We start from the raw sequence: 22,946 nt of genomic DNA, 5'->3' as shown, positions 1-22,946 counted from the left end.
GAATCCATGAATTCCCCGCACGATTCCGCCGCCACGCTTCCCGTCACCGCCGCCGAGCCGCCCGCCGCGCATGATTTCGAGGCCGTCCTCGAAGGCGGCGCATACGCGATCCTGCCGCAGTTCGGCGTGATCGACGCCAGCGGCGACGACGCCGCAAGCTTCCTGCACAGCCAGCTCACGAACGACATCCAGCATCTGGACGTCGCCGGTGCGCGCCTCGCGGGCTACTGTTCGCCTAAGGGGCGCCTTCTCGCCTCATTTCTCGTCTGGAAGAGCGGCGAGGCAATCCGTCTCCTGATCGCGAAGGACGTGCAGGCGAGCGTGCAGAAGCGGCTCTCGATGTTCGTGCTGCGCGCGAAGGCGAAGCTCGTGGACGACAGCGAGAAGCTGCTCGTGGTGGGGCTCGCCGGCGACGTGCGCGGCGCGCTCGCGGCGGAGTTCGACGCCCTGCCCGACGGTGTGCACGTGAAAGTGGACGATCCGGCCGGCACGTTGATCCGTCTGCCCGATGCGGCCGGCCGCCTGCGCTATCTGTGGGTCGGCCCGAAGGAAGCCGTCGAGGCGCGCCTCGCGGCGCTCGCGGGCAAGCTCACGCGCGTGCCGCCCGCCGTCTGGGACTGGCTCGACATCCGCGCGGGCGAGCCGCGCATCACCCACGCGGTTTCGGAGCAGTTCGTGCCGCAGATGGTGAACTACGACGTGCTCGGCGGCGTGAATTTCAAGAAAGGCTGCTATCCGGGCCAGGAGATCGTGGCGCGCAGCCAGTATCGCGGCACGATCAAGCGCCGCACCGCGCTAGCGAGCGTCGCTGCGGGGCTCGATGCCGCGCGCGCGGGTGTCGAACTCTTTCACGCCGACGACCCCGGCCAGCCGTGCGGCATGATCGTCAACGCGGCCAGCGCGCCCGGGGGCGGTGTCGATCTGCTCGCAGAGATCAAGCTTGCCGCGCTCGAATCGGGCACCGTGCATCTGGGCGCCGCCGACGGCCCCGCCCTGCGCTTCCTGCCGCTGCCGTACGCACTGCCCGCCGAGGTCTGACGCGTTGGCCCCGCACCCGCGCGTCGCACGCCGCGCCCCGAACGCATTCGTCGCACCTGGCGCGGCGGCCCATGCCGGGGAGCCTGCGCCATGTGTCTGATCGTCTTCGACTGGCGCCCCGAGGCCACGGCAGGCGCGATTTTCACGCTCGCCGCGAACCGCGACGAGTTCCTGCGCCGCACGGCCGATCCGCTCCACTGGTGGGACGATGCACCCCGCACACCCCACGTGCTCGCGGGCCGCGACCTCGTGGGAGGCGGAACATGGCTTGGCATGACGCGCGGCGGCCGCTTCGCCGCGCTCACGAACTACCGCGCGCCGCATGAAATGCGGCCCGACGCGCCCACGCGCGGCACGCTCGTTTCGGCCTGGCTCACCGGCGGCGACGGCTTGCCCGATACACCGCTCGGCTATCTGGCCGAGGTGGCGCACAACGGCCGCCTCTATAACGGCTTCAATCTGGTGGTGGGCGACTGGACGCGGCGCGAGCTGGCCTGGTACTGCAATCGCGGCGATCTTGCTCCCGCGCTCCTGCCGTCGGGCACGCACGGCATTTCGAATGCCGTGCTCGATACGCCCTGGCCGAAGCTCGTGCATAAGCGCGCGGAGCTCGCCGAGCTGGCCGGCAATGGAGCGCCTGCCCCGCTCGACCGGCTCGTGGCGATGATGCGCGACCCGCGGATCGCCCGCGACGACGAATTGCCGGCCACCGGCATCCCGCTCGAACGCGAGCGCGCGCTTTCGGCGGCCTTCATCGAAACGCCCGATTACGGCACGCGGGGCACCACGGCGCTGCGCGTCGACGCAGACGGCGCGCGGATCGAGGTCGAGGTCGTCGAGCGCAGCGACGACAACGGCTCGCATCGCATCGTGCGGCCCGGCAATTTCGAGCGCCGCGAGCGGTTCGCCGTCGAGACGCGCTGAGCGGACGCGGCGGCCCTGGCCGCCGCACGCGCGCGGCGCGAAACGCCAGTCGCCATGGTTGGCGGCAACATCGTGCCGTTCAGTCCGCCCGCTTCACTTCCGGCTTCAACGAAAGCGGATCGATGGGGTTGCGCAATGTTTCGATATCCTCATGACGCAGTTTCACCGAAGGGAGAATCTGCGGATGCGTGAGGATGTAGAAGCGGTTTTCGCGGACCGCGTCGAAGGTTTGCGTGGCGACGTCTTCCGGCGTGAGGCGGCCCGAGCGCACCGCGCGCTGCAGTTGCAGGTCGGCGGCTTGCTGCGAACGCGTGGGCGGCGCATCGTTGCGCAGGTCATCGGGCCGGCTACGCTCCGCGTTGGCGATGCCGGTGGACACGAACGCCGGGCACAGCACCGAGCAGCCGACCGTTGCGCCGACGCTCTTGAGGTCGTGATAAAGCGTTTCGGTGAGCGACACGACCGCGTGCTTCGACGCGTTATAGACGCCCATCGCCGAAGGCGACAGCAAACCTGCCACGGAAGCCGTGTTGACGATATGCGCGGGCTCGCCCTGGGCCAGCATGATGGGCGTGAAGGCGCGCACGCCGTTCGCGACCCCCATCACGTTCACGCTGAACACCCACTCCCAGTCCTTCGCGCTGCTTTCCCACACGAAGCCGCCGGTGCCCACGCCCGCGTTGTTGAAGAGCAGATGCACTTTGCCATACGTGTCGACGGCGGCCTTCGCGAGCGCGTCGACCGCGGCCGGGTCGCGTACGTCGGTCCGCACGCCAGTCGCTTCGGCGCCGGCGGCACGCAACGCCGCCACCGTCTCGTCGAGCAGCTTTTGATCGACGTCGGCGAGCACGAGCTTCATGCCGAGCGCGGCAGCCTTGTGGGCGAACGCGCGGCCAAAGCCGCTCGCCGCGCCCGTGATGACGGCCACACGGCCGTCGAACTGGAACGGATCAGCCATTGCTATCCCTGGTTGGATTCGCTGCGGTGAAATCGCTGCGTTGGAATCAATGAGAAAGCCGGCGCTCCCGCGCCGGCCCGGCGCGAGGCATCAGACCAGCTTGACGAGCTGCTTGCCGAAGTTCTGCCCCTTGAGCATGCCAAGGAACGCGGACGGCGCGTTCCCGAGACCCTCGGCCACGGTTTCGCGGTACGCCAGTTGCTTCTGCGCGACGAGCGTGCCGAGCTCCTTCAGCGCCTGCGGCCACACGTCCATGTGCTCGCTCACGATGAAGCCCTGCACGAGCAGCCGTTGCGTGAGCAGGAGGCCCGGATACCGGAGCGGCTGCGGATTGCCGTCGTAGCCCGCGATCATGCCGCACAGCGCGATGCGCCCGAACGCGTTCATGCGCGCGAGCGTGGCGTCGAGCACCTCGCCGCCGACGTTCTCGAAGTAGCCGTCCACGCCATCGGGCGTCGCGGCCTTGAGGTCCTGGTACAAGTTGCCGGCCTTGTAGTCGACGCAGGCGTCGAAGCCTAGCGTCTCCACGACGTAGCGGCACTTGTCCGCGCCACCGGCGATGCCGACCGACCGGCAGCCCGCGCGCTTCGCGAGCTGGCCCACCACGCTGCCCACCGCGCCGCTCGCGGCGCTCACGACGACGGTCTCGCCCGCCTTCGGCGCAATGATGCGGTTCAGGCCGTACCAGGCGGTAACGCCCGGCATGCCTACCGGTCCGAGGTAAGCGGAAAGCGGCACGTGGGTCGTATCGACGGGTTGCATGCCCGTGCCGTCCGAGGTGCCGAACTCCTGCCAGCCGAACATCGCCACCACTTTGTCGCCGGCCTTGTACTTCGGATTGCGCGATTCGACCACCTCGCCCACCGTCCCCCCGATCATCACCTCATCGAGCGGCTGCGGCGCCGCATAGGACTTGCTCTCGTTCATGCGGCCGCGCATGTACGGATCGAGCGAAAGGTAGTGATTGCGCACGCGCACCTGCCCCTCCTGCAGCGGCACAAGCGGCGTCTCGACGAGGCGGAAATTGTCGACGCTCGCGGCACCTTCCGGGCGTGACGCGAGCAGGATCTGGCGATTCGTTTGGGTCATGGCGTTCGCTCTGCGGCGCGTGGCCGCGTGGGTAAATGACGATGCAAGGAGGGCGCGCGGAAATGCTCAGCCGTCGCTCGGTCCCGGCTTCGCCGTTGGATCGCTGCGCAGCCGCTGGCGCGCGACGTCGCGCCCCACGGCAAGCCTGCGCATGTATTTGAAGGTGCCGAGCGCTTTCGCGACGAAATGGCCTTCGCTATCGCGCACTTCGCCTTCGCAATAGGCCATCGTGGTCGTGCGCGTGAGCACGCGCCCATAGGCGCGCAACTCGCCGCGGCCCGGCTGCATGAAGTTGACTTTCATTTCGACGGTGACGACGCCCACGCCGTCGCCGGCCACGCTGCGCGCAGCCATGGCGAGCGCGATGTCGGCCAGCGTCATCGTCACGCCGCCGTGCGCGATGTCCCACGTGTTCAGATGCCGTTCGGCGAGCAACAGCGCGACTTCGCTCGCGCCGTCGCGCGCGCTCACGAGCTGCGCGCCGAGATGGTCGACGAACGGGCTTTCGATGTTCATCTGCGAAGTCTGTGCAGCGCTGCCGCCTGCCCTGTCCTGGTCACTCATGGTGCTCAACCGGCGCTCAATCAGATCACGTAATCGACGCACTGGCGGCCTTCCGTCACGGCCTTCGCGAACTGCTTCACGACGACGTGATCGGGGTGGTCCTGATAGGCGTCGAGGGCGGCCTTGTCGGCGAAGTCGGAGACGAGCGCGATGTCGAACGTCGACGCGAGGCCCGGTTCCGCCAGGCCGACTTCCAGATGCAGCGTACCGGGCACGAGATTGCGACAGCCTTCCAGAAGAGCCTTGAACTTCACGAGGTTTTCCTCGCGCGTTGCACCTTCCGCCGACGCCTTGAGCTGCCACATGACGATATGACGAATCAACGTATTCACCTTTTCAGTCTGCGTTGAAGAGGCGCGGCACGAGGCACGCGCCAGAAGACGTCATGATACCCGCGCGACCTGCCGCGCGAGGGAAGCCCCTGCAAGCCCATGCCTGCCGCAAAGCCGCCTTCGGCCCTCGGGCGCCGGCGTCAGACGACTTCGAACAGACCCGCTGCGCCCTGCCCGCCGCCGATGCACATCGTCACCACGACGAGCTTCGCGCCGCGCCGCTTGCCTTCGATGAGCGCATGGCCCGTGAGGCGTGCGCCCGAAACGCCGTAGGGATGGCCAACCGCAATCGCGCCGCCGTTCACGTTCAGTCGATCGGCCGGAATGCCGAGCTTGTCGCGGCAATAGAGCACCTGCACGGCGAACGCCTCGTTCAGCTCCCACAGATCGATGTCCTCGACCTTGAGACCCGCCTGCTTGAGGAGTTTGGGCACCGCGAACACCGGGCCGATACCCATTTCGTCGGGCTCGCAGCCTGCCACGGCGAAGCCGCGGAAGATGCCGAGCGGCGCGAGGCCTTCGCGCTCCGCGACCTTCGCGTTCATCACCACGCACGCGCTCGCGCCGTCCGAGAACTGGCTCGCGTTGCCCGCGGTGATGACGCCGCCCGGCAGCGCCGTGCGGATCTTCGCAACGCCTTCGAGCGTCGTATCACCACGAATGCCTTCGTCGGCGGCGACCGTCACTTCCTTCGTCACCAGTTGGCCGGTCGCCTTGTCGGCGACGCCCGCGAGCACCGTCATCGGCACGATTTCCGCGTTGAACAGGCCCGCGGCCTGCGCGGCGGCGGCGCGCTGCTGCGATTGCACGCCGTATTCGTCCTGGCGCTCCTTCGAGATTTCATAGCGCTTCGCGACGTTTTCCGCCGTCTGCAGCATGCTCCAGTAAATCTCGGGCTTGTTCTGCTTGAGCCAGCCCTCGTACGCCAGATGGCGGTTCATCTCGTTCTGCACGCACGAGATCGACTCCACGCCGCCCGCGACGAACACCTCGCCCTCGCCCGCGATCACGCGTTGCGCGGCGAGCGCAATGGTTTGCAGTCCGGATGAACAGAAGCGGTTGACCGTCATGCCCGGCACGGAAACCGGCAGGCCCGCGCGCAACGCGATCTGGCGCGCGATGTTGCCGCCCGTCGCGCCTTCGGGATTGGCGCAGCCCATGATCACGTCCTCGACGCGCGAGGGGTCGATGTTGGCGCGCTCGACGGCGGCCTTCGTCACGTGTCCGCCCAGGGTCGCGCCGTGGGTCATGTTGAACGAGCCCTTCCAGGATTTGGCGAGGCCCGTACGTGCGGTCGATACGATTACGGCGTCAGTCATGTGTGTCTCCTGCTACAAATAAGTTGATCCTGCGACGGGATGTTCGGGATGGGACGGACCGTTCATTCATGAAAGACGCTCAGGCGGCGCGACTCAGCACCTCTGCCGATTGCACGCGCGCCACGCCTGCGGCGAGCAGTTGTTCCCAGGCGGCGGCGAGCGAACCGTTCAGATCGATGGCACGCGAGGCGTCCTCGATCAGCACCGCCTCGAACCCGGCGGCACGCGCATCGAGCGCGGACCACGCAACGCAGTAGTCAGTCGCGAGGCCGCAGCAGTACACGCGCTTCGCACCCGCTTCGCGCAGATAGCCCGCGAGGCCTGTGGGCGTCTTGCGGTCGGCTTCGAGAAAGGCCGAGTAACTGTCGACGTCCGCGTGATGACCTTTGCGGATGATCGCGCGAGCGTGCGGCACCTCGAGCCCGCGGTGCAGCGCGGCGCCTTCGCTGTCCTGCACGCAATGCGTGGGCCACAGCACCTGCTCGCCATACGGCAATGCCATCGTCTCGAACGGTTGACAGCCTGCGTGGTTCGCGGCGAACGAAACGTGCTGCGCCGGGTGCCAGTCCTGCGTGAGCACGACGTGGGCAAAACCCTGCGCCAGCCGGTTCACGACCGGCACGACTTCGTCGCCGTGCGCGACGGCAAGCGCCCCGCCCGGCATGAAGTCGTATTGCAGGTCGATCAGCAACAGCACGTCGTCCGCGCTTCTCATGATGTCCGTCCGGTGAACGACTCAGTTGAAGGTGCCGCCTTTCTCGGCGAGGTCGGCCAGCGACGGCGCGATCTGCCATGCGTCGCCGTTGGGCTGCCCGGCGTAGCGGCGAATCGCGCGCGCCACGTTGTACAGACCCGCGGTATCGGCATAGAGCATCGGGCCGCCGCGCCACAGCGGGAAACCGTAGCCGGTCAGATAGACCATGTCGATGTCCGACGCCTTCGAGGCGATGCCCTCTTCGAGGATCTTCGCGCCTTCGTTCGCGAGCGCGTACACGAGACGCTCGACGATTTCCTGGTCGCCGATCTTGCGGCGCGCGATGCCTGCTTCCTTCGAGTACGCGACGATCATGTCGTCCACGAGAGCCGAAGGCAACGCGTTGCGCTCGCCCGCCTTGTAGTCGTACCAGCCGGCGCCGGTCTTCTGGCCGAAACGCCCGCCTTCGCAAAGGCGATCAGCGATCTTCGAGTACTTGAGGTCCGGCTTCTCCTGATAGCGGCGCTTGCGGATCGCCCAGCCGATATCGTTGCCGGCGAGGTCGCTCATGCGGAACGGACCCATCGCGAAGCCGAACTTCTCGATTGCGCGGTCCACTTGCGCAGGCAGCGCGCCTTCTTCGAGCAGGTAGAGCGCCTGGCGCACATACTGCTCGATCATGCGGTTGCCGATGAAGCCGTCGCACACGCCCGACACCACGGCTGTCTTGCGGATCTTCTTCGCGAGCTGCATGACCGTTGCGAGCACATCCTTCGCCGTCTCCTTGCCGCGCACGACTTCGAGCAACTTCATGACGTTGGCCGGGCTGAAGAAGTGCATGCCCACCACGTCCTGCGGACGCTTCGTGAAGGCGGCGATCTTGTCGACGTCGAGCGTCGAGGTGTTCGAGGCGAGGATTGCGCCGGGCTTCGCGACTTCGTCGAGGCGCTTGAACACCGTTTCCTTCACGCCCAATTCTTCGAACACGGCTTCGATGATGAGGTCGGCCTGCTTGAGGTCGTCGTAGGTGAGCGTCGGGCGGATCAGCGCCATGCGCGCTTCGAGCTTTTCGGCCGAGAGCTTGCCCTTCTTGACCTGCGCCTCGTAGTTCTTGCGGATCGTCGCGATGCCGCGGTCGAGCGCCTCCTGCTTCATTTCGAGCAGCGTGACGGGCACGCCCGCATTGAGGAAGTTCATGGTGATGCCGCCGCCCATCGTGCCCGCGCCGATCACCGCGACCTGCTGGATGTCGCGCGTGGGCGTGTTCGAGGGCACGTCGGGGATCTTGCTCGCGGCGCGCTCGCCGAAGAACGCGTGGCGCAGCGCGCGGCTTTCCGGCGTCTGCACGAGTTCGACAAAGCATTCGCGTTCGAACGCGAGGCCCTTCACGAAACCGTCCTTCGCCCCCGCGGCAATGGCGTCGACGCACTTCACGGGCGCCGGATAGTTCTTCGCCATCGCGGCCACCGTATTGCGCGCGAACTGCAGGAAGCCCTCGGCATTCGGATGCTCGATCTTGCGGTTGCGCACGAGCGGATGCGGGCCGGCCTGGTCGGCGGCCTTGCGTGCGAACGCGACGGCCTCGTCGAGCAGATCGCCTTGCGCGACGGCGTCGAAGAGGCCCGTGCCGGCGAGCTTTTCGGACAGCACCGGCGTGCCGGTCACGATCATGTTGAGCGCGGGTTCAAGGCCGAGCGCGCGCGGCAGGCGCTGCGTGCCGCCGGCGCCAGGCAGAATGCCGAGCTTTACTTCGGGCAGCGCGATCTGCGCGCCGGGCGCGGCGATGCGATAGTGCGCGCCGAGCGCGAGTTCGAGGCCGCCGCCCATCGCGACGCTGTGAATCGCCGCGACGACGGGCTTGGCGCTCTTTTCGACTTCGTCGATGACGGTGTGGAGCGTGGGCTCCTGGGTCGCCTTCGGCGTGTTGAATTCGGTGATGTCCGCGCCACCCGAGAACGCCTTGCCGGCGCCGGTGATCACGATGGCGGCGACGGCCGGATCGCCGTTGGCGCGCGCGATGCCCTCGACGATGCCGGCCCGGGTGGAATGCCCGAGGCCGTTGACGGGCGGGTTGTTGAGCGTGATGACGGCGACGCCGTCGCGAGTCGTATAGTCCACTGCCATTTGCCTGCCTCCATGCTTGCGGGCCGCGTTGTGCGTCGCCGGCTTCATTGTCCGACATTCCCGGTCAGCAAGCAGGATACACAAAAAAGAACGTTCGTTCAATTTTTGTCGAAAAACCGCAGCCGGCGTGTTCGTGGAAGGCTGCGGTTTTCTTGCGGCAGACGGCGCAAACGGGCCCAATCAGGCCGGATCGTGGCCCGCTGGCGCGTTCATGGGACAGGACGCCTCGGCGGCGAGCGCCGTTGGCAGGACGTAATCGTGGAACTGCTCGCGCAGCTTGAGCTTTTGCAGCTTGCCGGTGGCCGTATGCGGCAACGACTCGACGAACGCGACGTCGTCGGGCTGCCACCATTTCGCGACCTTGCCGACGTAAAAGGCCAGCAGTTCCTCGCGCGTGACCTCGGCGCCGGGCTTCTTCACGGCGACGATCAAGGGACGTTCGGTCCAGCGAGGATGCGCGCAGGCAATGCAGGCGGCCTCGGCGATAGCCGGGTGGGCGACCGCGATGTTCTCCAGATCGATCGAGCTGATCCACTCCCCGCCCGACTTGATCACGTCCTTGCTGCGGTCGGTGATATGGAGGAAGCCGTCGGGATCGATGGTCGCCACGTCGCCGGTCGGAAACCAGCCGTCGACAGTCGGCGTGCCCTCCTGGCGGAAATAGCGGTCGATGACCCACGGTCCGCGCACGTGCAGATCGCCGAAGGCCACGCCGTCCCAGGGCAGTTCGCGCCCGTCCTCGCCGACGATCTTCATGTCGACGCCGAAAATCACGCGCCCCTGCTTCTCCAGCAGTGCGCGCTGTGCATCCAGCGGCCGCTGCGACTGCTCCCAGTTCAGCTTCGCGAGCGTGCCGAGCGGCGACATCTCGGTCATGCCCCAGGCGTGGATCACCTGCACGCCGTAGACGTCCTCGTAGGTACGCAGCATGGCCGGCGGACACGCCGAACCGCCGATCACCGTGCGCTGGAGCGTGGAAAACTTCACGCCCGCCTCGCGCATATAGGTGAGCAGCCCGAGCCAGACGGTCGGCACGCCGGCCGAGCAGGTCACGCCCTCCGCTTCCATCAGTTCGTAGAGCGACTTGCCGTCCAGATCCTTGCCCGGCAGCACGAGCTTCGCACCGTTCAGCGGCGCCGCGTGCGGAATGCCCCACGCGTTCACATGGAACATCGGCACCACGGGCAGGATCGCGTCGCGCGAGGAAAGCGCCATCGCGTCGGGCAGCGAAGCGCCATAGGCATGCAGCACCTGCGAGCGGTGCGTGTAGAGCGCCCCCTTCGGATTGCCGGTCGTGCCGGACGTGTAGCAGAGGTTCGACGCGCAGCGCTCGTCGAGCGCCGGCCAGTCATAGCGACCGTCCTGTTCGTCGAGCAGCGTCTCGTAGCAGAGCACCGGGGTCCGCATGTCCGGCCGGTGCGATTGCGCGGCCAGCGCAATCCAGCCGCGCACGTTCGGGCATTGCGGCGCGAGCGTGTCCACGAGCGGCGCGAACGTGGTGTCGAAGAGGATGTAGCGGTCGTCCGCGTGGTTGATGATCCAGGCGATCTGCTCGGGAAAGAGCCGCGGATTGATCGTATGGCAAACGGCGCCGAAACCCGTCACGCCGAAGTACGCCTCCAGATGCCGATAACCGTTCCAGGCGAGCGTGCCAACGCGCTCTCCAGGCGCCACGCCGAGCGCGACGAGCGCCTGCGCGAGCCGCTTCGAGCGCGTCTCGCACTCGCGGTACGTGTAGCGATGCACGTCGCCTTCGATACGGCGCGACACGATCTGCGTGTCGCCGTGATGCCGTGCCGCGTGCACGAGCAGCGACGACAGGTTGAGCGGCACGTCCATCATCTGTCCCAGCAGCGGCGCAGTCGTCGCAGTCATCGTTGTTGGTCTCCTCGCCCTCTTTGTCTGTTGTCGATCGTTCTCACGGCCGCCGCAGCCCGCCCCGGGGGGCTCCGAGCGGCCGGCCAGCACGCCGGCTGGCGCGGATTTACAATATCGGCTATTCAACAGGCGCTCAACATGTCGTTTTCACCAGGCCTTTCCCATTCAGAGGCAGGCCCCGCCGCCTCGCCCGAAGCCCAGTCCGACGTCCAGCCGGGCCCGCTCGCGGCGCTCGAACGCGAGCTCGCCACGCCGCGTGCCGACGCGTTTTCCTCACTGGGTCCGGCATTCCTCACACGGCTGCCGGCCGCACCGCTGCCCGAGCCCTACCTCGTCGGCTTTTCGGCCGGCACGGCCGCGTTGCTCGGGCTCGATCCCGCGCTCGCCGCCGATCCCGCACGTCCTGCGTTCGCCGCGCTCTTTGCGGGCAACACCACGCGCGAACGCGCGGGCGAGGCGATGTCGTATGCCTCGGTCTATTCCGGGCACCAGTTCGGTGTGTGGGCCGGCCAGCTCGGCGACGGCCGCGCGCTCGGCATCGGCGAACTCGAACATGCCGGGCGGCGCTTCGAGCTCCAGCTCAAGGGCGGGGGGCGCACGCCCTACTCGCGCATGGGCGACGGCCGCGCGGTGCTGCGCTCGTCGATCCGCGAATTCCTGTGCTCGGAGGCCATGCATCATCTGGGCATTCCCACGACGCGCGCGCTCACGGTGATCGGCTCCGACCTGCCGGTGCGGCGCGAGGAACGCGAAACGGCTGCCGTCGTCACGCGCGTCTCGCCGAGCTTCGTGCGCTTCGGCCACTTCGAGCACTTCTACTCGAACGACAACGTCGTCGCGCTACAGGCGCTCGCCGATCACGTGATCGCGCGCTTCTACCCGCAGTTGCGCGAAGCCGACGATCCCTATCTCGCGCTGCTCGACGAGGCCGTGCGCAGCACGGCGGCCCTCATGGTCGAATGGCAGGCCGTGGGCTTCTGCCACGGCGTGATGAATACCGACAACATGTCGATCCTCGGCCTCACGATCGACTACGGTCCGTTCGGCTTCATCGACGGCTTCGACGCGAACCACATCTGCAATCATTCGGATTCGCAGGGGCGCTACGCCTACCGTATGCAGCCGCAGATCGCGTACTGGAATCTCTTCTGCCTCGCTCAGGCGCTGCTGCCGCTCTTCGGGCTGCAACGCGACGCCGCGGACGAAAGCGCCGACGAAAAAACGCGCGGCGAACGCGCGGTGGCCGACGCCCAGGCCGTGCTCGAACGCTTCAAGACCTATTTCTCGCCGGCGCTGGAAGCGCGCATGCGCGCCAAGCTCGGCCTCGAAACCGCACGCGAGGGCGACGACGCGCTCTCGAACCGGCTCTTCGAGATCATGCACGCGAACCGTGCCGACTTCACGCTGACCTTCCGCCATCTTGCCGGTGTCTCGAAGCACGGCGCGAAGGAGGGGGAACGCCGCGACGCCCCCGTGCGCGACCTGTTCCTCGATCGCCCGGCCTTCGACGCCTGGGCAAACGATTACCGCGCCCGGCTTCAGGAGGAACCACGCGGCGACGAAGCGCGCGCCGAGGCGATGAACCGTGTGAATCCGAAGTTCGTGCTGCGCAACCATCTCGCGCAAACGGCGATCGAGCGCGCGCAACAAAAGGATTTCAGCGAAGTGGAACGGCTCGCGCGGGTGCTCTCGCGCCCATTCGACGAACAGCCCGAACACGAGGCTTACGCGGCGCTGCCGCCCGATTGGGCCGGCACGCTTTCGGTGAGCTGCTCTTCGTGAGCCGCCGCGCCCGCCCCACGTTTTCAGCGTTGTCTTTCACCAGACAGGACCCCCGACATGAGCCATGACGATCACAATTCCCCCGCCTATCCCGGCCACAAGGACGACGAAGCGTGGCGCAAACAGCTCTCGGGCACGGACTACCAGGTGACGCGCCATGCGGCCACCGAGCGCCCGTTCACGGGCCGCTACTGGGATCACTGGGACCGCGGCGTCTACGATTGCGTGTGCTGCGGTACGCCGCTCTTCGAATCGGATACGAAGTTCGACGCCGGCTGCGGCTGGCCGAGCTACTTCCGCCCGATCAACGGCGAGGTGATCGAGGAGCGCACGGACCGTTCGCACGGCATGCTGCGCATCGAGGTGCGCTGCAAGCACTGCGGCGCGCATCTGGGCCACGTGTTCGAGGACGGTCCCGCCCCGACCGGCCTCCGGTATTGCATCAATTCGGCTGCGCTACAATTCGAGCCCAAGTGACCGCGGCGCCCTGGGCGTCCCGCCCTCTTTTTACGGCGCATTTCGCCAACCTCCGGGCCGATAATGAAATTTCTGTTTGATCTGTTTCCGATCATCCTCTTCTTCGTTGCCTTCAAGCTGTGGGGCATCTTCACGGCAACGGCCGTGGCCATCGTCGCCACGCTCGTGCAGATCGCCTGGGTAGCCTTCCGCCACCGCAAGGTCGATCCCATGCTGTGGGTGTCGCTCGCCATCGTCGTGGTGTTCGGCGGCGCGACGCTCGTGCTGCACGACGAAACCTTCATCAAGTGGAAGCCCACCGTGCTTTACTGGGCCTTCTCGGTCGCGTTGCTGGGCGCGCAACTGGGCTTCGGCAAGAACATCATCGAGGCGATGATGGGCAAGCAGATCACCCTGCCGCATCGCGTCTGGACGCAGCTCAATCTGATCTGGGCGGTCTTCTTCGTGCTGCTCGGCCTCGTGAACCTCTTCGTCGCGTTCCACTTCTCCACCGACGCGTGGGTCGACTTCAAGCTCTTCGGCGCGACCGGCATCCTCGTGGTGTTCATCGTCGGACAGAGTCTGTGGCTTTCGCGTTACATCAAGGAAGAGGAATGAGCGACGTCTTCCTGAACGCAAGCCCGGCCGAACGCATGGCGCTGATCGAGTCGCGCCTCGCGACGGCGCTTGCGCCCATCGCCTCGATCTCGGTGCGCGACGACAGCGCACAGCACGCGGGCCATGCCGGCGCCGCGGCCGGCGGCCATTACAGCGTAACGATCGTGGCCGCCGCATTCGCGGGGAAAGCCCGCGTGGCAAGGCATCGCATGGTGTATGATGCGCTGGCCGAGGCGATGCAGCGCGGCATTCACGCCCTCGCGATCACGGCGCTCACGCCCGAAGAAGCTGCAGCGCTGCCACGGTAGCCCTGCTTTCCCGTTAGCCTTTTGGTTTCCCTTTGGTTGCCCATTCGTTCCCGTTTAGTTGCCCTTTGGGTTCGCCCTGTTAGGACTTTCCGATGACCTTGAAGAAAACCCGTCTCTGGGTGTTGCTGGCTGCTTGCGCGGCGGCTCCCGCTTTCGCGCAGAACATCGCCGTCGTGAACGGCACGCCGATTCCCAAAGCACGCGCCGATGCGCTCGTCGAACAGCTCGTCCACCAAGGCCAGCAGGACTCCCCGCAGTTGCAGGCGGCCGTGCGTGAAGAACTCGTGAACCGCGAGATCCTGATGCAGGAAGCGATTCGCGAAGGCATTCCGAACCAGCCGGACGTGAAGGCGCAGATCGCCGTGGCCCAGCAGACGGTCGTGCTGCGCGCGCTGATCGAAAACTTCGTGAAGAACAACCCGCCGACCGACGCCGAAGTCAAGGCGCGCTATGACCAACTGGTCAAGGACGCGGGCGGCAGCGAGTATCACCTGCACCACATTCTCGTGGACAACGAGCAGGAAGCGAAGGACCTGATCGCGAAGATCAAGGCCGGCGCGAGCTTCGAAGACCTCGCGAAGCAGTATTCGAAGGATCCGGGCTCGGCGAAGAATGGCGGCGACCTCGACTGGTCGGATCCGAAGGCCTACGTGCCCGAATTCGCCGCAGCGGCAACGCATCTGCAGAAAGGTCAGATGACCGATACGCCGGTGCACACGCAGTTCGGCTGGCACATCATCCGCGTGGACGACATCCGCGCGATCACGCCGCCCCCGCTCGACCAGGTGCGCCCGCAGATCGTGCAGCAACTGCAGCAGGAGAAGCTGCAGGCGTTCGAAGAGAATCTGCGCAAGCAGGCGAAGATCCAGTAACGCACACGGTGCGTCGCTGCGACGAAAAACCCGCGACCTTGATGGCGCGGGTTTTTTGTTGGCCCTCCCTTTTGCCTGTTGCTGCACGCGCTGGCCGCGATCACGCAGCTATCCGGGAAGCTCGCTCAGCTCGTAGCTCGTGCTCCGGCCACCGCCCTCCGTCTTCCGCAACACCCCACGCGTCAGCAAATCGTTGATGTCGCGCAAGGCCGTATCGGAAGAACATTTGGCAATGGCCGCCCATTTGCCGCTCGTGAGCTTGCCGTCGAAACCATCGAGCAGTTTGTTGAGCAGCTTCACCTGGCGTTCGTTGAATGGCGACGTTGCCCACTCGCGCCAGAAGCGCGCTTTGGTCAGCACCGCGTCGAGCGTGAACTGCGCCTGGTCGACCGCACGATGTAGCGCGTCGAAGAACCAGAGCAGCCACTCCGTCACGTCCAGGCCCCGCTTCTGCGTGCGCTCCAGAATGTCGTAGTATCCCGCTCGCTCTCGCTGAATCTGCGCCGACAGACTGTAGAACCGTTGCAGGCTGCCGTCGGCACGGGCGAGCAGCAAATCGCCGATCGCTCTTGCGATCCGGCCGTTGCCGTCGTCGAACGGGTGCAGTGTCACGAACCACAAATGACCGAGGGCGGCCCTGATCAGCGGCGGCTCTTTGGCGGGACCATTGATCCAGTCGAGGAAGCGGCCGGTTTCGGCCTCCAGCCGGTTTGCGGGCGGTGCTTCGAAATGCACGCGCTGGCGGCCGATCGGACCCGACACCACCTGCATAGGGCCGCTGGCGTCGTCGCGCCAGACGCCAACGTTGATCCGGGAAAGGCCTGCATAGCCCGTGGGGAACAACGCGGCGTGCCAGCCAAACAGGCGTTCCCTTGTGACCGGAGACTGGCTGTGGGTCGTGGCGTCGAGCACCATCTCGATCACGCCTTCCACATGACGGTCCACCGGCGCGAGCGCACCGACGTCCACACCCAGACGGCGGGCAATGGACGAGCGCACCGATTGAACGTCGAGCCGTTCGCCCTCGATCTCGCTGGTCTTGACCACGTCCTCGGTGAGCGCGGCAAGGCTGGCCTGGTCGCGCAACGCCAGGCCGACATCGGCCAGCCGCCCCGTCAACACGCCTTGGGCGCGACTGACCTCGGCCATGGGCGCTGCCAGTTTCGCCAGGTCGAAACGCCAGTTCGGCCAGTCGCCGGCTTGCCAGATGTAGGTGTAATCGCCGCTATTCATGCGGTGATTATGGCCGCTATTCGCCGCAAGGGCAAGTTAATCGCCGCATTTTATGCGGTGATTAAAGGCCCTATTCGCCGCAATCTGGCTCAGTCCGTATCGATCAGACCAGGATAATGGTGTCGCTATATCGCGCAATTTGCCGGTCATGCGTGATCAGGCGCAGCGGTTCGGTCAGCGCCTGGGCCACGAGGAGCCGGTCGAACGGGTCCTGATGGTGCGACGGCAGTGTTTCGACGGCCGCTGCATGTTCGGCTTCGATTGGCAGGATGCGATACCCCGCTTCCCGGAAGTAATCCAATGCGGCTTTTCCGGAGACCGGCATATCGCCGCGTTGCAAAGAATGCTTGATGCCGATTTCCCAGAGGCTCGCAACACTCACGAAGACAGTACTGGTTTGCGCCAGAATCAGATCCCGCGCTGTCGAGGACAATTTCGGGCTATCCGTGATGGCCCAAAGCGCGATATGCGTGTCGAGCAGAAGATTCACGCGCCGCTTCCATGGAAGAGATTCGCCACCTCTTCATTATGAGCGTCGATGTCGTCGGGAACCTCGAAGCGCCCTTTGGCCACGCCAATACGCCGTTCTACGGGCGCGACCGGAGCCAGCGGCACGAGTCGCGCGACCGGCCGGCCGCCACGGGCAATGATGATTTCCGCTTCGCGCCCCAATTCGACATCCTCCACCAGGCGCGACAGGGACGACTTGGCTTCGAGCATATTGACGTAGTTCATGGGCGCTCCCGTTTAATATGCTTAGTCTAGTCTGGCTAATCTCGCGAATCAAGCCGACACCGAATCGATACTGAATGCCACGCAACAAAAAGCCGACCTCGCGGGTCGGCTTTTCGTCGTCAAGGCAAGGCCAACGCTGTCTTAGCCCACCCACTTGCGCGCATTGCGGAACGCGCGCATCCACGGGCTCGCCTCGCCCCACGCTTGCGGATGCCAGCTCATCGTCACCGTGCGCTGCACGCGCTCCGTGTGCGGCATCAGCACCGTGAAGCGGCCGTCGGGCGTCGTCACCGAGGTGATGCCCTGCGGCGAGCCGTTCGGGTTGAACGGATAACCCTCGGTAGCCTGTCCGCGGTGATCGACGTAGCGCATCGCCACCGCCACCTTCGCAAGGTCGCCCTGCTGCGAAAAGTCCGCGTAGCCTTCGCCGTGCGCCACCGCCACCGGAATGCGCGAACCTTCCATGCCTGCGAAGAAGATCGACGGCGAACTCTGCACTTCCACGAGCGAGAAGCGCGCTTCGAACTGCTCCGACTTGTTGCGCGTGAACTTCGGCCACGCATCCGCGCCGGGGATCATCGAGGCGAGACTCGACAACATCTGGCAGCCGTTGCAGATACCGAGCGCGAACGTGTCCGGACGCGCGAAGAAGGCGGCGAACATGTCCGCGAGCCTGGCGTTGAAGCGGATCGTCTTCGCCCAGCCCTCGCCCGCGCCCAGCACGTCGCCATACGAGAAGCCACCGCACGCCACGGCGCCCGCGAAATCGGCGAGCGTCGCGCGGCCTTCCAGCAGGTCGCTCATATGGACGTCGTGCGCGTCGAAGCCCGCGCGGTCGAACGCATAGGCGGTCTCGAGATGCGAGTTCACACCCTGCTCGCGCAGGATCGCGACACGCGGGCGCGCCCCGGTCGCGACGAACGGAGCGGCGATATCGTCGGCCGCATCGAACGTAAGATGCGGCTGCATGCCCGGATCGGCCGCGTCGAGCAACGCGTCGTATTCGGCATCGGCGCAGGCCGGATTGTCGCGCAGGCGCGCGATGCGCCAGCTCACTTCGCTCCATGCGCGCTGCAGTTCGGCGCGCGGTGCTTCGTAAATACGCTTCGCGTCGCGATAGATCTCGATCGCGTCACGGTCGTTCAACTGGCCGACCACGTGCGAGCAAGCCGAAAGACCATGCTGACGCAGCACGGCGAACACGGCGTCGCGCTGTTGTACCGGCACCTGAATCACGGCGCCGAGCTCCTCGGAGAAGAGCGCGCGCAGCGTGCGGTCCTCGCGGCGGCCGCTCGTCTGCTTCGCCCAGTCCTTTGCGTCGCCGTAGTCGGATTCGTGGTCGGAGTCGAGCGCCAGCATGTCCACGTTCAGCGACACACCGGTGTGGCCCGCGAACGCCATTTCGCAGACGGTGGCCCAGAGGCCGCCGTCCGAGCGGTCGTGGTACGCGAGCAGTTGCTCGTTCGCGTTCAGTTGCTGGATGGCCGTGAAGAACTGCTTGAGGTCTTCCGCACTGTCCACGTCGGGCACCGCGTCCCCCACCTGCTGCGTGACCTGCGCGAAGATGCTGCCGCCGAGGCGGTTCTTGCCGCGGCCCAGATCGATCGCGATCAGCACGGAATCGACGCTGCGGCCCGCTTCGTCGGTACGGCGCAGTTGCGGCGTGAGATGGCGGCGCACGTCCTCGACCGGCGCGAACGCCGAGATGATGAGCGACACCGGTGCGACCACTTCCTTCGCGACACCCTCGTCGTTCCACTTCGTACGCATCGAGAGCGAATCCTTGCCCACCGGAATGCCGATGCCGAGCGCCGGGCACAGTTCCATGCCGATCGCCTTCACGGTGTCGTAGAGCGCGGCGTCCTCGCCCGGCGCGCCGCATGCGGCCATCCAGTTCGCCGAGAGCTTGAGCTTGTCGAGCGAGGCGATGGGCGCGGACGCGATGTTCGTGATCGCCTCGCCCACGGCCATGCGGCCCGATGCGGGCGCATCGATCACGGCGAGCGGCGTGCGCTCGGCCATCGTCATCGCCTCGCCCTTGTAGCCGGCGTAGTCGAGCGCGGTGATCGCGCAGTCGGCCACCGGCACCTGCCACGGGCCGACCATCTGGTCGCGCACGCTCGTGCCGCCCACCGAGCGGTCGCCGATGGTGATGAGGAAGGACTTGCTGCCGACGGTCGGATGGCGCAGCACGCTTTTCGCGACTTCGTCGAAGGCGATGCCGGTCACGTCCACGGGCACGAGCGGCGTGCTCGCGTGCGCGACGTCGCGATGCATGCGCGGCGGCTTGCCGAGCAGGATGTCCATCGGCATGTCGACGGGCTGGTGGCCGCCGTTCGCGGCAAGCGCCGCTTCGTCGGTGTCGATCAGCTTGAGTTCGCGCGCTTCGGTCGCGACGCCCACGACCGCGAAAGGGCAGCGCTCGCGCACGCAGATCGCTTCGAAGGCCGGCAGGTCGGCGGGCGAAATCGCGAGGACATAGCGCTCCTGCGATTCGTTCGACCAGATTTCGCGCGGCGAGAGGCCGGATTCTTCCAGTTGCACCTTGCGCAGTTCGAAGCGCGCACCCTTGTCGGCGCCGTCCACGAGCTCGGGGAACGCGTTCGAGAGACCGCCCGCGCCCACGTCGTGGATCGAGAGAATCGGGTTGCCTTCGCCCAGTTGCCAGCACGAGTTGATGACTTCCTGCGCGCGGCGCTCGATTTCCGGATTGCCGCGCTGCACGGAGTCGAAGTCGAGTTCGGCCGTGTTGGTGCCGGTCGCCATCGAACTGGCCGCGCCGCCGCCCATGCCGATGCGCATGCCGGGGCCGCCGATCTGGATCAGCAGCGTGCCCGCCGGCAGGTCATGCTTGTGCGTGTGCTGCGCGCTGATATTGCCGATGCCGCCCGCGATCATGATCGGCTTGTGGTAGCCGCGCACGGTGCCCGCAACATTCTGCTCGTAGACGCGGAAATAGCCGCCCAGGTTCGGGCGGCCGAATTCGTTGTTGAAGGCGGCACCGCCGAGCGGCCCGTCGATCATGATCTGCAGCGGCGAGGCAATGCGGTCCGGACGGCCATAGGCCTGCGCCTCATCGGCCGGATTGCGGTGCGCGGGCGGCGTGGCCGCGTCGCGCGCGTTTTCCCACGTTTCGCGTGCTTCGGGCAAATCAAGGTTCGAGACCGTGAAGCCCGTGAGACCGGCCTTCGGACGGGCGCCGCGGCCCGTCGCGCCTTCGTCGCGGATTTCGCCGCCCGAGCCCGTTGCCGCGCCCGCGAACGGCGAGATCGCCGTGGGGTGGTTGTGCGTCTCCACCTTCATCAGCGTGTGCGTGAGTTCGGTGTGGCGGCCGTACTGCTCGCCCGGTGTGCCGTCCGCTCCGTTCTTGCGCGGGAACCAGCGCTCGGCCACGGCGCCTTCCATGATCGACGAGTTGTCCGAGTACGCGACGATCGTGCCTTGCGGGCTCATCTTCTCGGTGTTGCGGATCATCGCGAAGAGCGAGAGCTCCTGCTCCTGGCCGTCGATCGTCCAGGTCGCGTTGAAGATCTTGTGGCGGCAGTGTTCGCTGTTGGCCTGCGCGAACATCATCAGCTCGACGTCGGTGGGATTGCGCTCGAGCTTCGTGAACGCGTTGACGAGATAGTCGATTTCGTCGTCGGCGAGCGCGAGGCCCAGTTCGCCGTTCGCCGTCTCCAGCGCCTTGCGGCCGTGGCCCAGCACGTCAACGGTCTGCATCGGCTTCGCGGGCAGTTCGTCGAAGAGTTGCTGCGCCGTGTCGCGCGAGGCCGCCACGCTTTCGGTCATGCGGTCGTGCAGCGCCGCCGCGACCGCTTCGCGCGCTTCGTCGGAAAGCGTCTTCTTGCCGCCGAGGAGCCCCGACTTCAGCACGACCGTATATTCGACGCCGCGCTCGATGCGGCGTACCTGTTCGAGACCGCAGTGATGCGCGATGTCCGTGGCCTTGCTCGCCCACGGCGACACCGTGCCGAAGCGGGGCACGACGAGGAACGTCACGGCGCCGCCGCGCTCCTGCGGTGCCGCGAACGGCGCGCCGTAGTGCATGAGCGCGTCGATCTTCGCGCTGTCCTCGGCGCTGAGCGGCGCAGCCGCATTGACGAAGTGCAGATACTGACCGTGCACGCCGACGATGTTGGCGTCGATACGCTGGAGCGTTTCGAGAAGGCGGGTTTGACGGAAGTCGGAGAGGGCCGAAGCGCCGGGGAAACACGAGAAGTGGGCCATGGACTGGGGCGTTGCGTCGAAGTTACGTCGCGGGTTGGTGTCGCGAATCTGCGTCACGAATTTGCGTCATGAAGCCGGGGCGCAAATTTCGCCTCGCGCGGCGGCCATCGCAAAAATGGCGATGCGTCGCGCGCGAGGGGCGACATCAGGCAAAAGGGAGATCGCGATTATAACCCGGAAGGCCCGCTCCAGCCGACCCGCCGGGAAGCTTTCCAGCACGCCGCACATGGCGAGCCGCCCCGTTTGGCTGCTATCATTGCGCGTTTCACCCGATCGGCGCGCGAACCCGTCAATCTGCGGAAGCTCGCGCCGCACGCCCTACCCCGGCACGGCACGACCTGACCGTCATCACAGCGGTCATCGGCGCGCCATCTGCCTGCAGATCGTATCGTCATGGATGTCATCGTCATTGGCGGCGGAATCGCCGGCGTCGCTACCGCCTACCAACTGCGCGCGGCGGGCCATCGCGTCTGCGTGGTCGAACGCCACGCCACGGTCGCGCAAGGCGCCACCTACGGCCACAGCGGCATCGCGTTGCCCACGCCGATCGACGTGTGGTTCGGTCCCACGTTCCTGCGCGACGGCCGGCAGTCCACGGGCGGCGTGATCTGCAAGACGGGCTTTACCGGCCAGGCGCGCGCGTTCGTCAAGCGACTGGGCGCCCTCCACGGCTCCGAGCCCTTCGAGGCGCGCTACGCGCTGCTGCGTCCGCTGATCGACGCGGCGGAAGCCGTCCTGGCCGACGCCGAAGGCCGCTTCCAGCTCGAGTACGAACAGCGCGAGGGCCTCGTCTACCTCGTGCGCGGCAGCGACGAATGGGCGCTGACGCAGCCCGCGCTGGAACTGCTGCGCCGCTTCGAGGTGCCGCACCATGCGCTCAGCGCCGCCGAATGCCTTGCGTTCGAACCCAATCTCCCCGCCGACCCGCCGTTCGCGGGCGGCGTGCACTTCGAGAACGGCCGGGTGGCGAACTGTCCGCTCTTCGTGAAGCAGCTCAAGCAGGTGCTCGATATGCAGGGCGGCGTGCAGTTCCAGACGGGCCGCGCGGTCAGCGCGATCCGGCTGGAAAGCGGCCGCGCGGCCGTGGAGCTCGCGCCGCGCCAGCCCGACGAGGCTCGCTCGCGCGACGTCGAAGTGATTTCCGCCGACGCCGTGGTGGTTGCCGCGGGCGCGCAGACGCCCCGCCTGCTCGCGCCGCTCGGGATCAAGCTGCCGCTCTATCCGTTGCGCGTGCACACGCTGAACGCCCCGGTGGCGCACGAGGAGTGCGTGCCGCACCACACGATCGTCGACGCGGCGCGGCGTATCGCGATCACACGCGTGAACCACCGCCTGCGCATCTCGGGCGGCGCGGTGCTGCTGCACGCCCGCCAGATCGACGAGCCGCTGCCCGAGGCGCTGACCGAAGACGCGCTCGCCCTGCTCGGCGAGGCTTCGCGCGACTGGGCACCCGGCGCGGCGCGCATTTCCGCAGCCCTCGCGTGGGAAGGCATGAAGCTGCTTTCGGCCGACGGCCTGCCCGCGGTCGGCAACGCGGGGCATCCGCGACTCTTCGTGAACGCCGGTCACGGGCCCGCGGGCTGGGCGCTCGCGCTGGGCTCGGCGCAGCTTGTCGCGCAACAGGTGTCGGGCATCGCGCCCGGGTTGCCGGCAGAAACCGTCGCCGCGCTGCGGCCCGAGCGCGGCTAAAACCCGTTCGCGCCGACGGCTGCCGCCCGACCTGCGCGGCAGCCCGGCCGGCGGCGGAGCGTGACCGCCCTCGCCCGGCCGGGGTCGCTCAGGTATCGTTGCATTG

The 22,946-nt window shown here is 66.8% G+C and carries 20 protein-coding genes; 8 read left to right on the top strand and 12 right to left on the bottom strand.

The annotated features are described in order from the left end of the window. Positions 1-6 precede the first annotated feature (6 nt). On the top strand, positions 7-1,038 hold the full coding sequence (ygfZ, locus tag WJ542_RS11840; RefSeq protein ID WP_411189472.1) for a CAF17-like 4Fe-4S cluster assembly/insertion protein YgfZ: 1,032 nt from the start codon (positions 7-9) through the stop codon (positions 1,036-1,038). Positions 1,039-1,128: 90 nt separating this feature from the next. Beyond that, complete coding sequence (locus WJ542_RS11835; RefSeq protein ID WP_411189471.1) at positions 1,129-1,962, top strand: NRDE family protein; 834 nt, start codon at positions 1,129-1,131, stop codon at positions 1,960-1,962. 79 nt (positions 1,963-2,041) lie between these two features. On the opposite strand, the gene WJ542_RS11830 is transcribed toward WJ542_RS11835, so the two are convergent. The 8 genes from WJ542_RS11830 to WJ542_RS11795 form a co-directional block, all read right to left on the bottom strand. After that, positions 2,042-2,920 (bottom strand): SDR family oxidoreductase, encoded by an 879-nt coding sequence (locus tag WJ542_RS11830; protein WP_411189470.1) that lies wholly within the window; start codon positions 2,918-2,920, stop codon positions 2,042-2,044. A 90-nt stretch (positions 2,921-3,010) separates the two neighbouring features. Continuing rightward, on the bottom strand, positions 3,011-4,009 hold the full coding sequence (locus WJ542_RS11825; protein ID WP_411189469.1) for an NADP-dependent oxidoreductase: 999 nt from the start codon (positions 4,007-4,009) through the stop codon (positions 3,011-3,013). A 66-nt stretch (positions 4,010-4,075) separates the two neighbouring features. Beyond that, the gene (locus WJ542_RS11820) at positions 4,076-4,573 is read right to left on the bottom strand and encodes a PaaI family thioesterase (protein ID WP_411189468.1); all 498 of its coding nucleotides are present in this window, start codon (positions 4,571-4,573) and stop codon (positions 4,076-4,078) included. Between the two features lie 20 nt (positions 4,574-4,593). After that, complete coding sequence (locus WJ542_RS11815) at positions 4,594-4,896, bottom strand: Dabb family protein (protein ID WP_411190535.1); 303 nt, start codon at positions 4,894-4,896, stop codon at positions 4,594-4,596. 149 nt (positions 4,897-5,045) lie between these two features. Continuing rightward, on the bottom strand, positions 5,046-6,224 hold the full coding sequence (locus WJ542_RS11810; RefSeq protein WP_411189467.1) for an acetyl-CoA C-acyltransferase: 1,179 nt from the start codon (positions 6,222-6,224) through the stop codon (positions 5,046-5,048). A 79-nt stretch (positions 6,225-6,303) separates the two neighbouring features. Next, entirely contained in the window at positions 6,304-6,939 is a 636-nt protein-coding gene (pncA, locus tag WJ542_RS11805) for a bifunctional nicotinamidase/pyrazinamidase (protein ID WP_411189466.1), read from the bottom strand. Between the two features lie 21 nt (positions 6,940-6,960). Continuing rightward, positions 6,961-9,042, bottom strand: a complete 2,082-nt coding sequence (locus WJ542_RS11800; RefSeq protein ID WP_411189465.1) for a 3-hydroxyacyl-CoA dehydrogenase NAD-binding domain-containing protein — start codon at positions 9,040-9,042, stop codon at positions 6,961-6,963. Positions 9,043-9,222: 180 nt separating this feature from the next. Further along, positions 9,223-10,917, bottom strand: coding sequence for a 3-(methylthio)propionyl-CoA ligase (locus WJ542_RS11795; RefSeq protein WP_411189464.1), 1,695 nt, complete (start codon positions 10,915-10,917; stop codon positions 9,223-9,225). A 141-nt stretch (positions 10,918-11,058) separates the two neighbouring features. Here WJ542_RS11795 and WJ542_RS11790 point away from each other — a divergent pair, with 141 nt between their 5' ends. The 5 genes from WJ542_RS11790 (at position 11,059) to WJ542_RS11770 (ending at position 14,956) form a co-directional block, all read left to right on the top strand. Next, entirely contained in the window at positions 11,059-12,702 is a 1,644-nt protein-coding gene (locus tag WJ542_RS11790) for a protein adenylyltransferase SelO (protein ID WP_411189463.1), read from the top strand. Positions 12,703-12,759: 57 nt separating this feature from the next. After that, the gene (gene msrB / locus WJ542_RS11785; RefSeq protein ID WP_411189462.1) at positions 12,760-13,179 is read left to right on the top strand and encodes a peptide-methionine (R)-S-oxide reductase MsrB; all 420 of its coding nucleotides are present in this window, start codon (positions 12,760-12,762) and stop codon (positions 13,177-13,179) included. A 63-nt stretch (positions 13,180-13,242) separates the two neighbouring features. After that, positions 13,243-13,776: a septation protein A gene (locus WJ542_RS11780; RefSeq protein WP_411189461.1), complete on the top strand. Its 534-nt coding sequence runs from the start codon at positions 13,243-13,245 to the stop codon at positions 13,774-13,776. Next, a complete protein-coding gene (locus tag WJ542_RS11775; RefSeq protein WP_411189460.1) occupies positions 13,773-14,084 on the top strand; it encodes a BolA family protein in 312 nt (103 codons plus the stop codon). Before WJ542_RS11780 ends, WJ542_RS11775 begins: the two co-directional genes overlap by 4 nt. Before the next feature lie 92 nt (positions 14,085-14,176). Continuing rightward, positions 14,177-14,956 (top strand): peptidylprolyl isomerase, encoded by a 780-nt coding sequence (locus WJ542_RS11770; RefSeq protein ID WP_411189459.1) that lies wholly within the window; start codon positions 14,177-14,179, stop codon positions 14,954-14,956. 108 nt (positions 14,957-15,064) lie between these two features. Here WJ542_RS11770 and WJ542_RS11765 read toward each other — a convergent pair whose 3' ends face one another. The 4 genes from WJ542_RS11765 to purL form a co-directional block, all read right to left on the bottom strand. Then, positions 15,065-16,189: a Fic family protein gene (locus WJ542_RS11765; protein ID WP_411189458.1), complete on the bottom strand. Its 1,125-nt coding sequence runs from the start codon at positions 16,187-16,189 to the stop codon at positions 15,065-15,067. A 103-nt stretch (positions 16,190-16,292) separates the two neighbouring features. Continuing rightward, positions 16,293-16,679: a type II toxin-antitoxin system VapC family toxin gene (locus tag WJ542_RS11760; protein WP_411189457.1), complete on the bottom strand. Its 387-nt coding sequence runs from the start codon at positions 16,677-16,679 to the stop codon at positions 16,293-16,295. Next, positions 16,676-16,924 (bottom strand): type II toxin-antitoxin system Phd/YefM family antitoxin, encoded by a 249-nt coding sequence (locus WJ542_RS11755; protein ID WP_411189456.1) that lies wholly within the window; start codon positions 16,922-16,924, stop codon positions 16,676-16,678. Before WJ542_RS11755 ends, WJ542_RS11760 begins: the two co-directional genes overlap by 4 nt. Positions 16,925-17,065: 141 nt before the next feature. Continuing rightward, positions 17,066-21,151 carry a phosphoribosylformylglycinamidine synthase gene (gene purL, locus WJ542_RS11750; protein WP_411190534.1) on the bottom strand — a complete coding sequence of 1,362 codons (4,086 nt, stop codon included), beginning with the start codon at positions 21,149-21,151 and terminating at the stop codon, positions 17,066-17,068. Positions 21,152-21,544: 393 nt separating this feature from the next. Between purL and WJ542_RS11745 the strand changes: the two genes are divergently transcribed. Next, on the top strand, positions 21,545-22,840 hold the full coding sequence (locus WJ542_RS11745; RefSeq protein ID WP_411189455.1) for an FAD-dependent oxidoreductase: 1,296 nt from the start codon (positions 21,545-21,547) through the stop codon (positions 22,838-22,840). The last annotated feature ends 106 nt before the right edge of the window (positions 22,841-22,946 follow it).

The organism is Paraburkholderia yinzeri (assembly GCF_046581065.1).
In the GTDB taxonomy this organism is placed as follows: domain Bacteria; phylum Pseudomonadota; class Gammaproteobacteria; order Burkholderiales; family Burkholderiaceae; genus Paraburkholderia.
The sequence above is the reverse complement of the archived record's forward strand: the minus strand, read 5'-3'. Positions and strand labels throughout refer to the sequence as shown.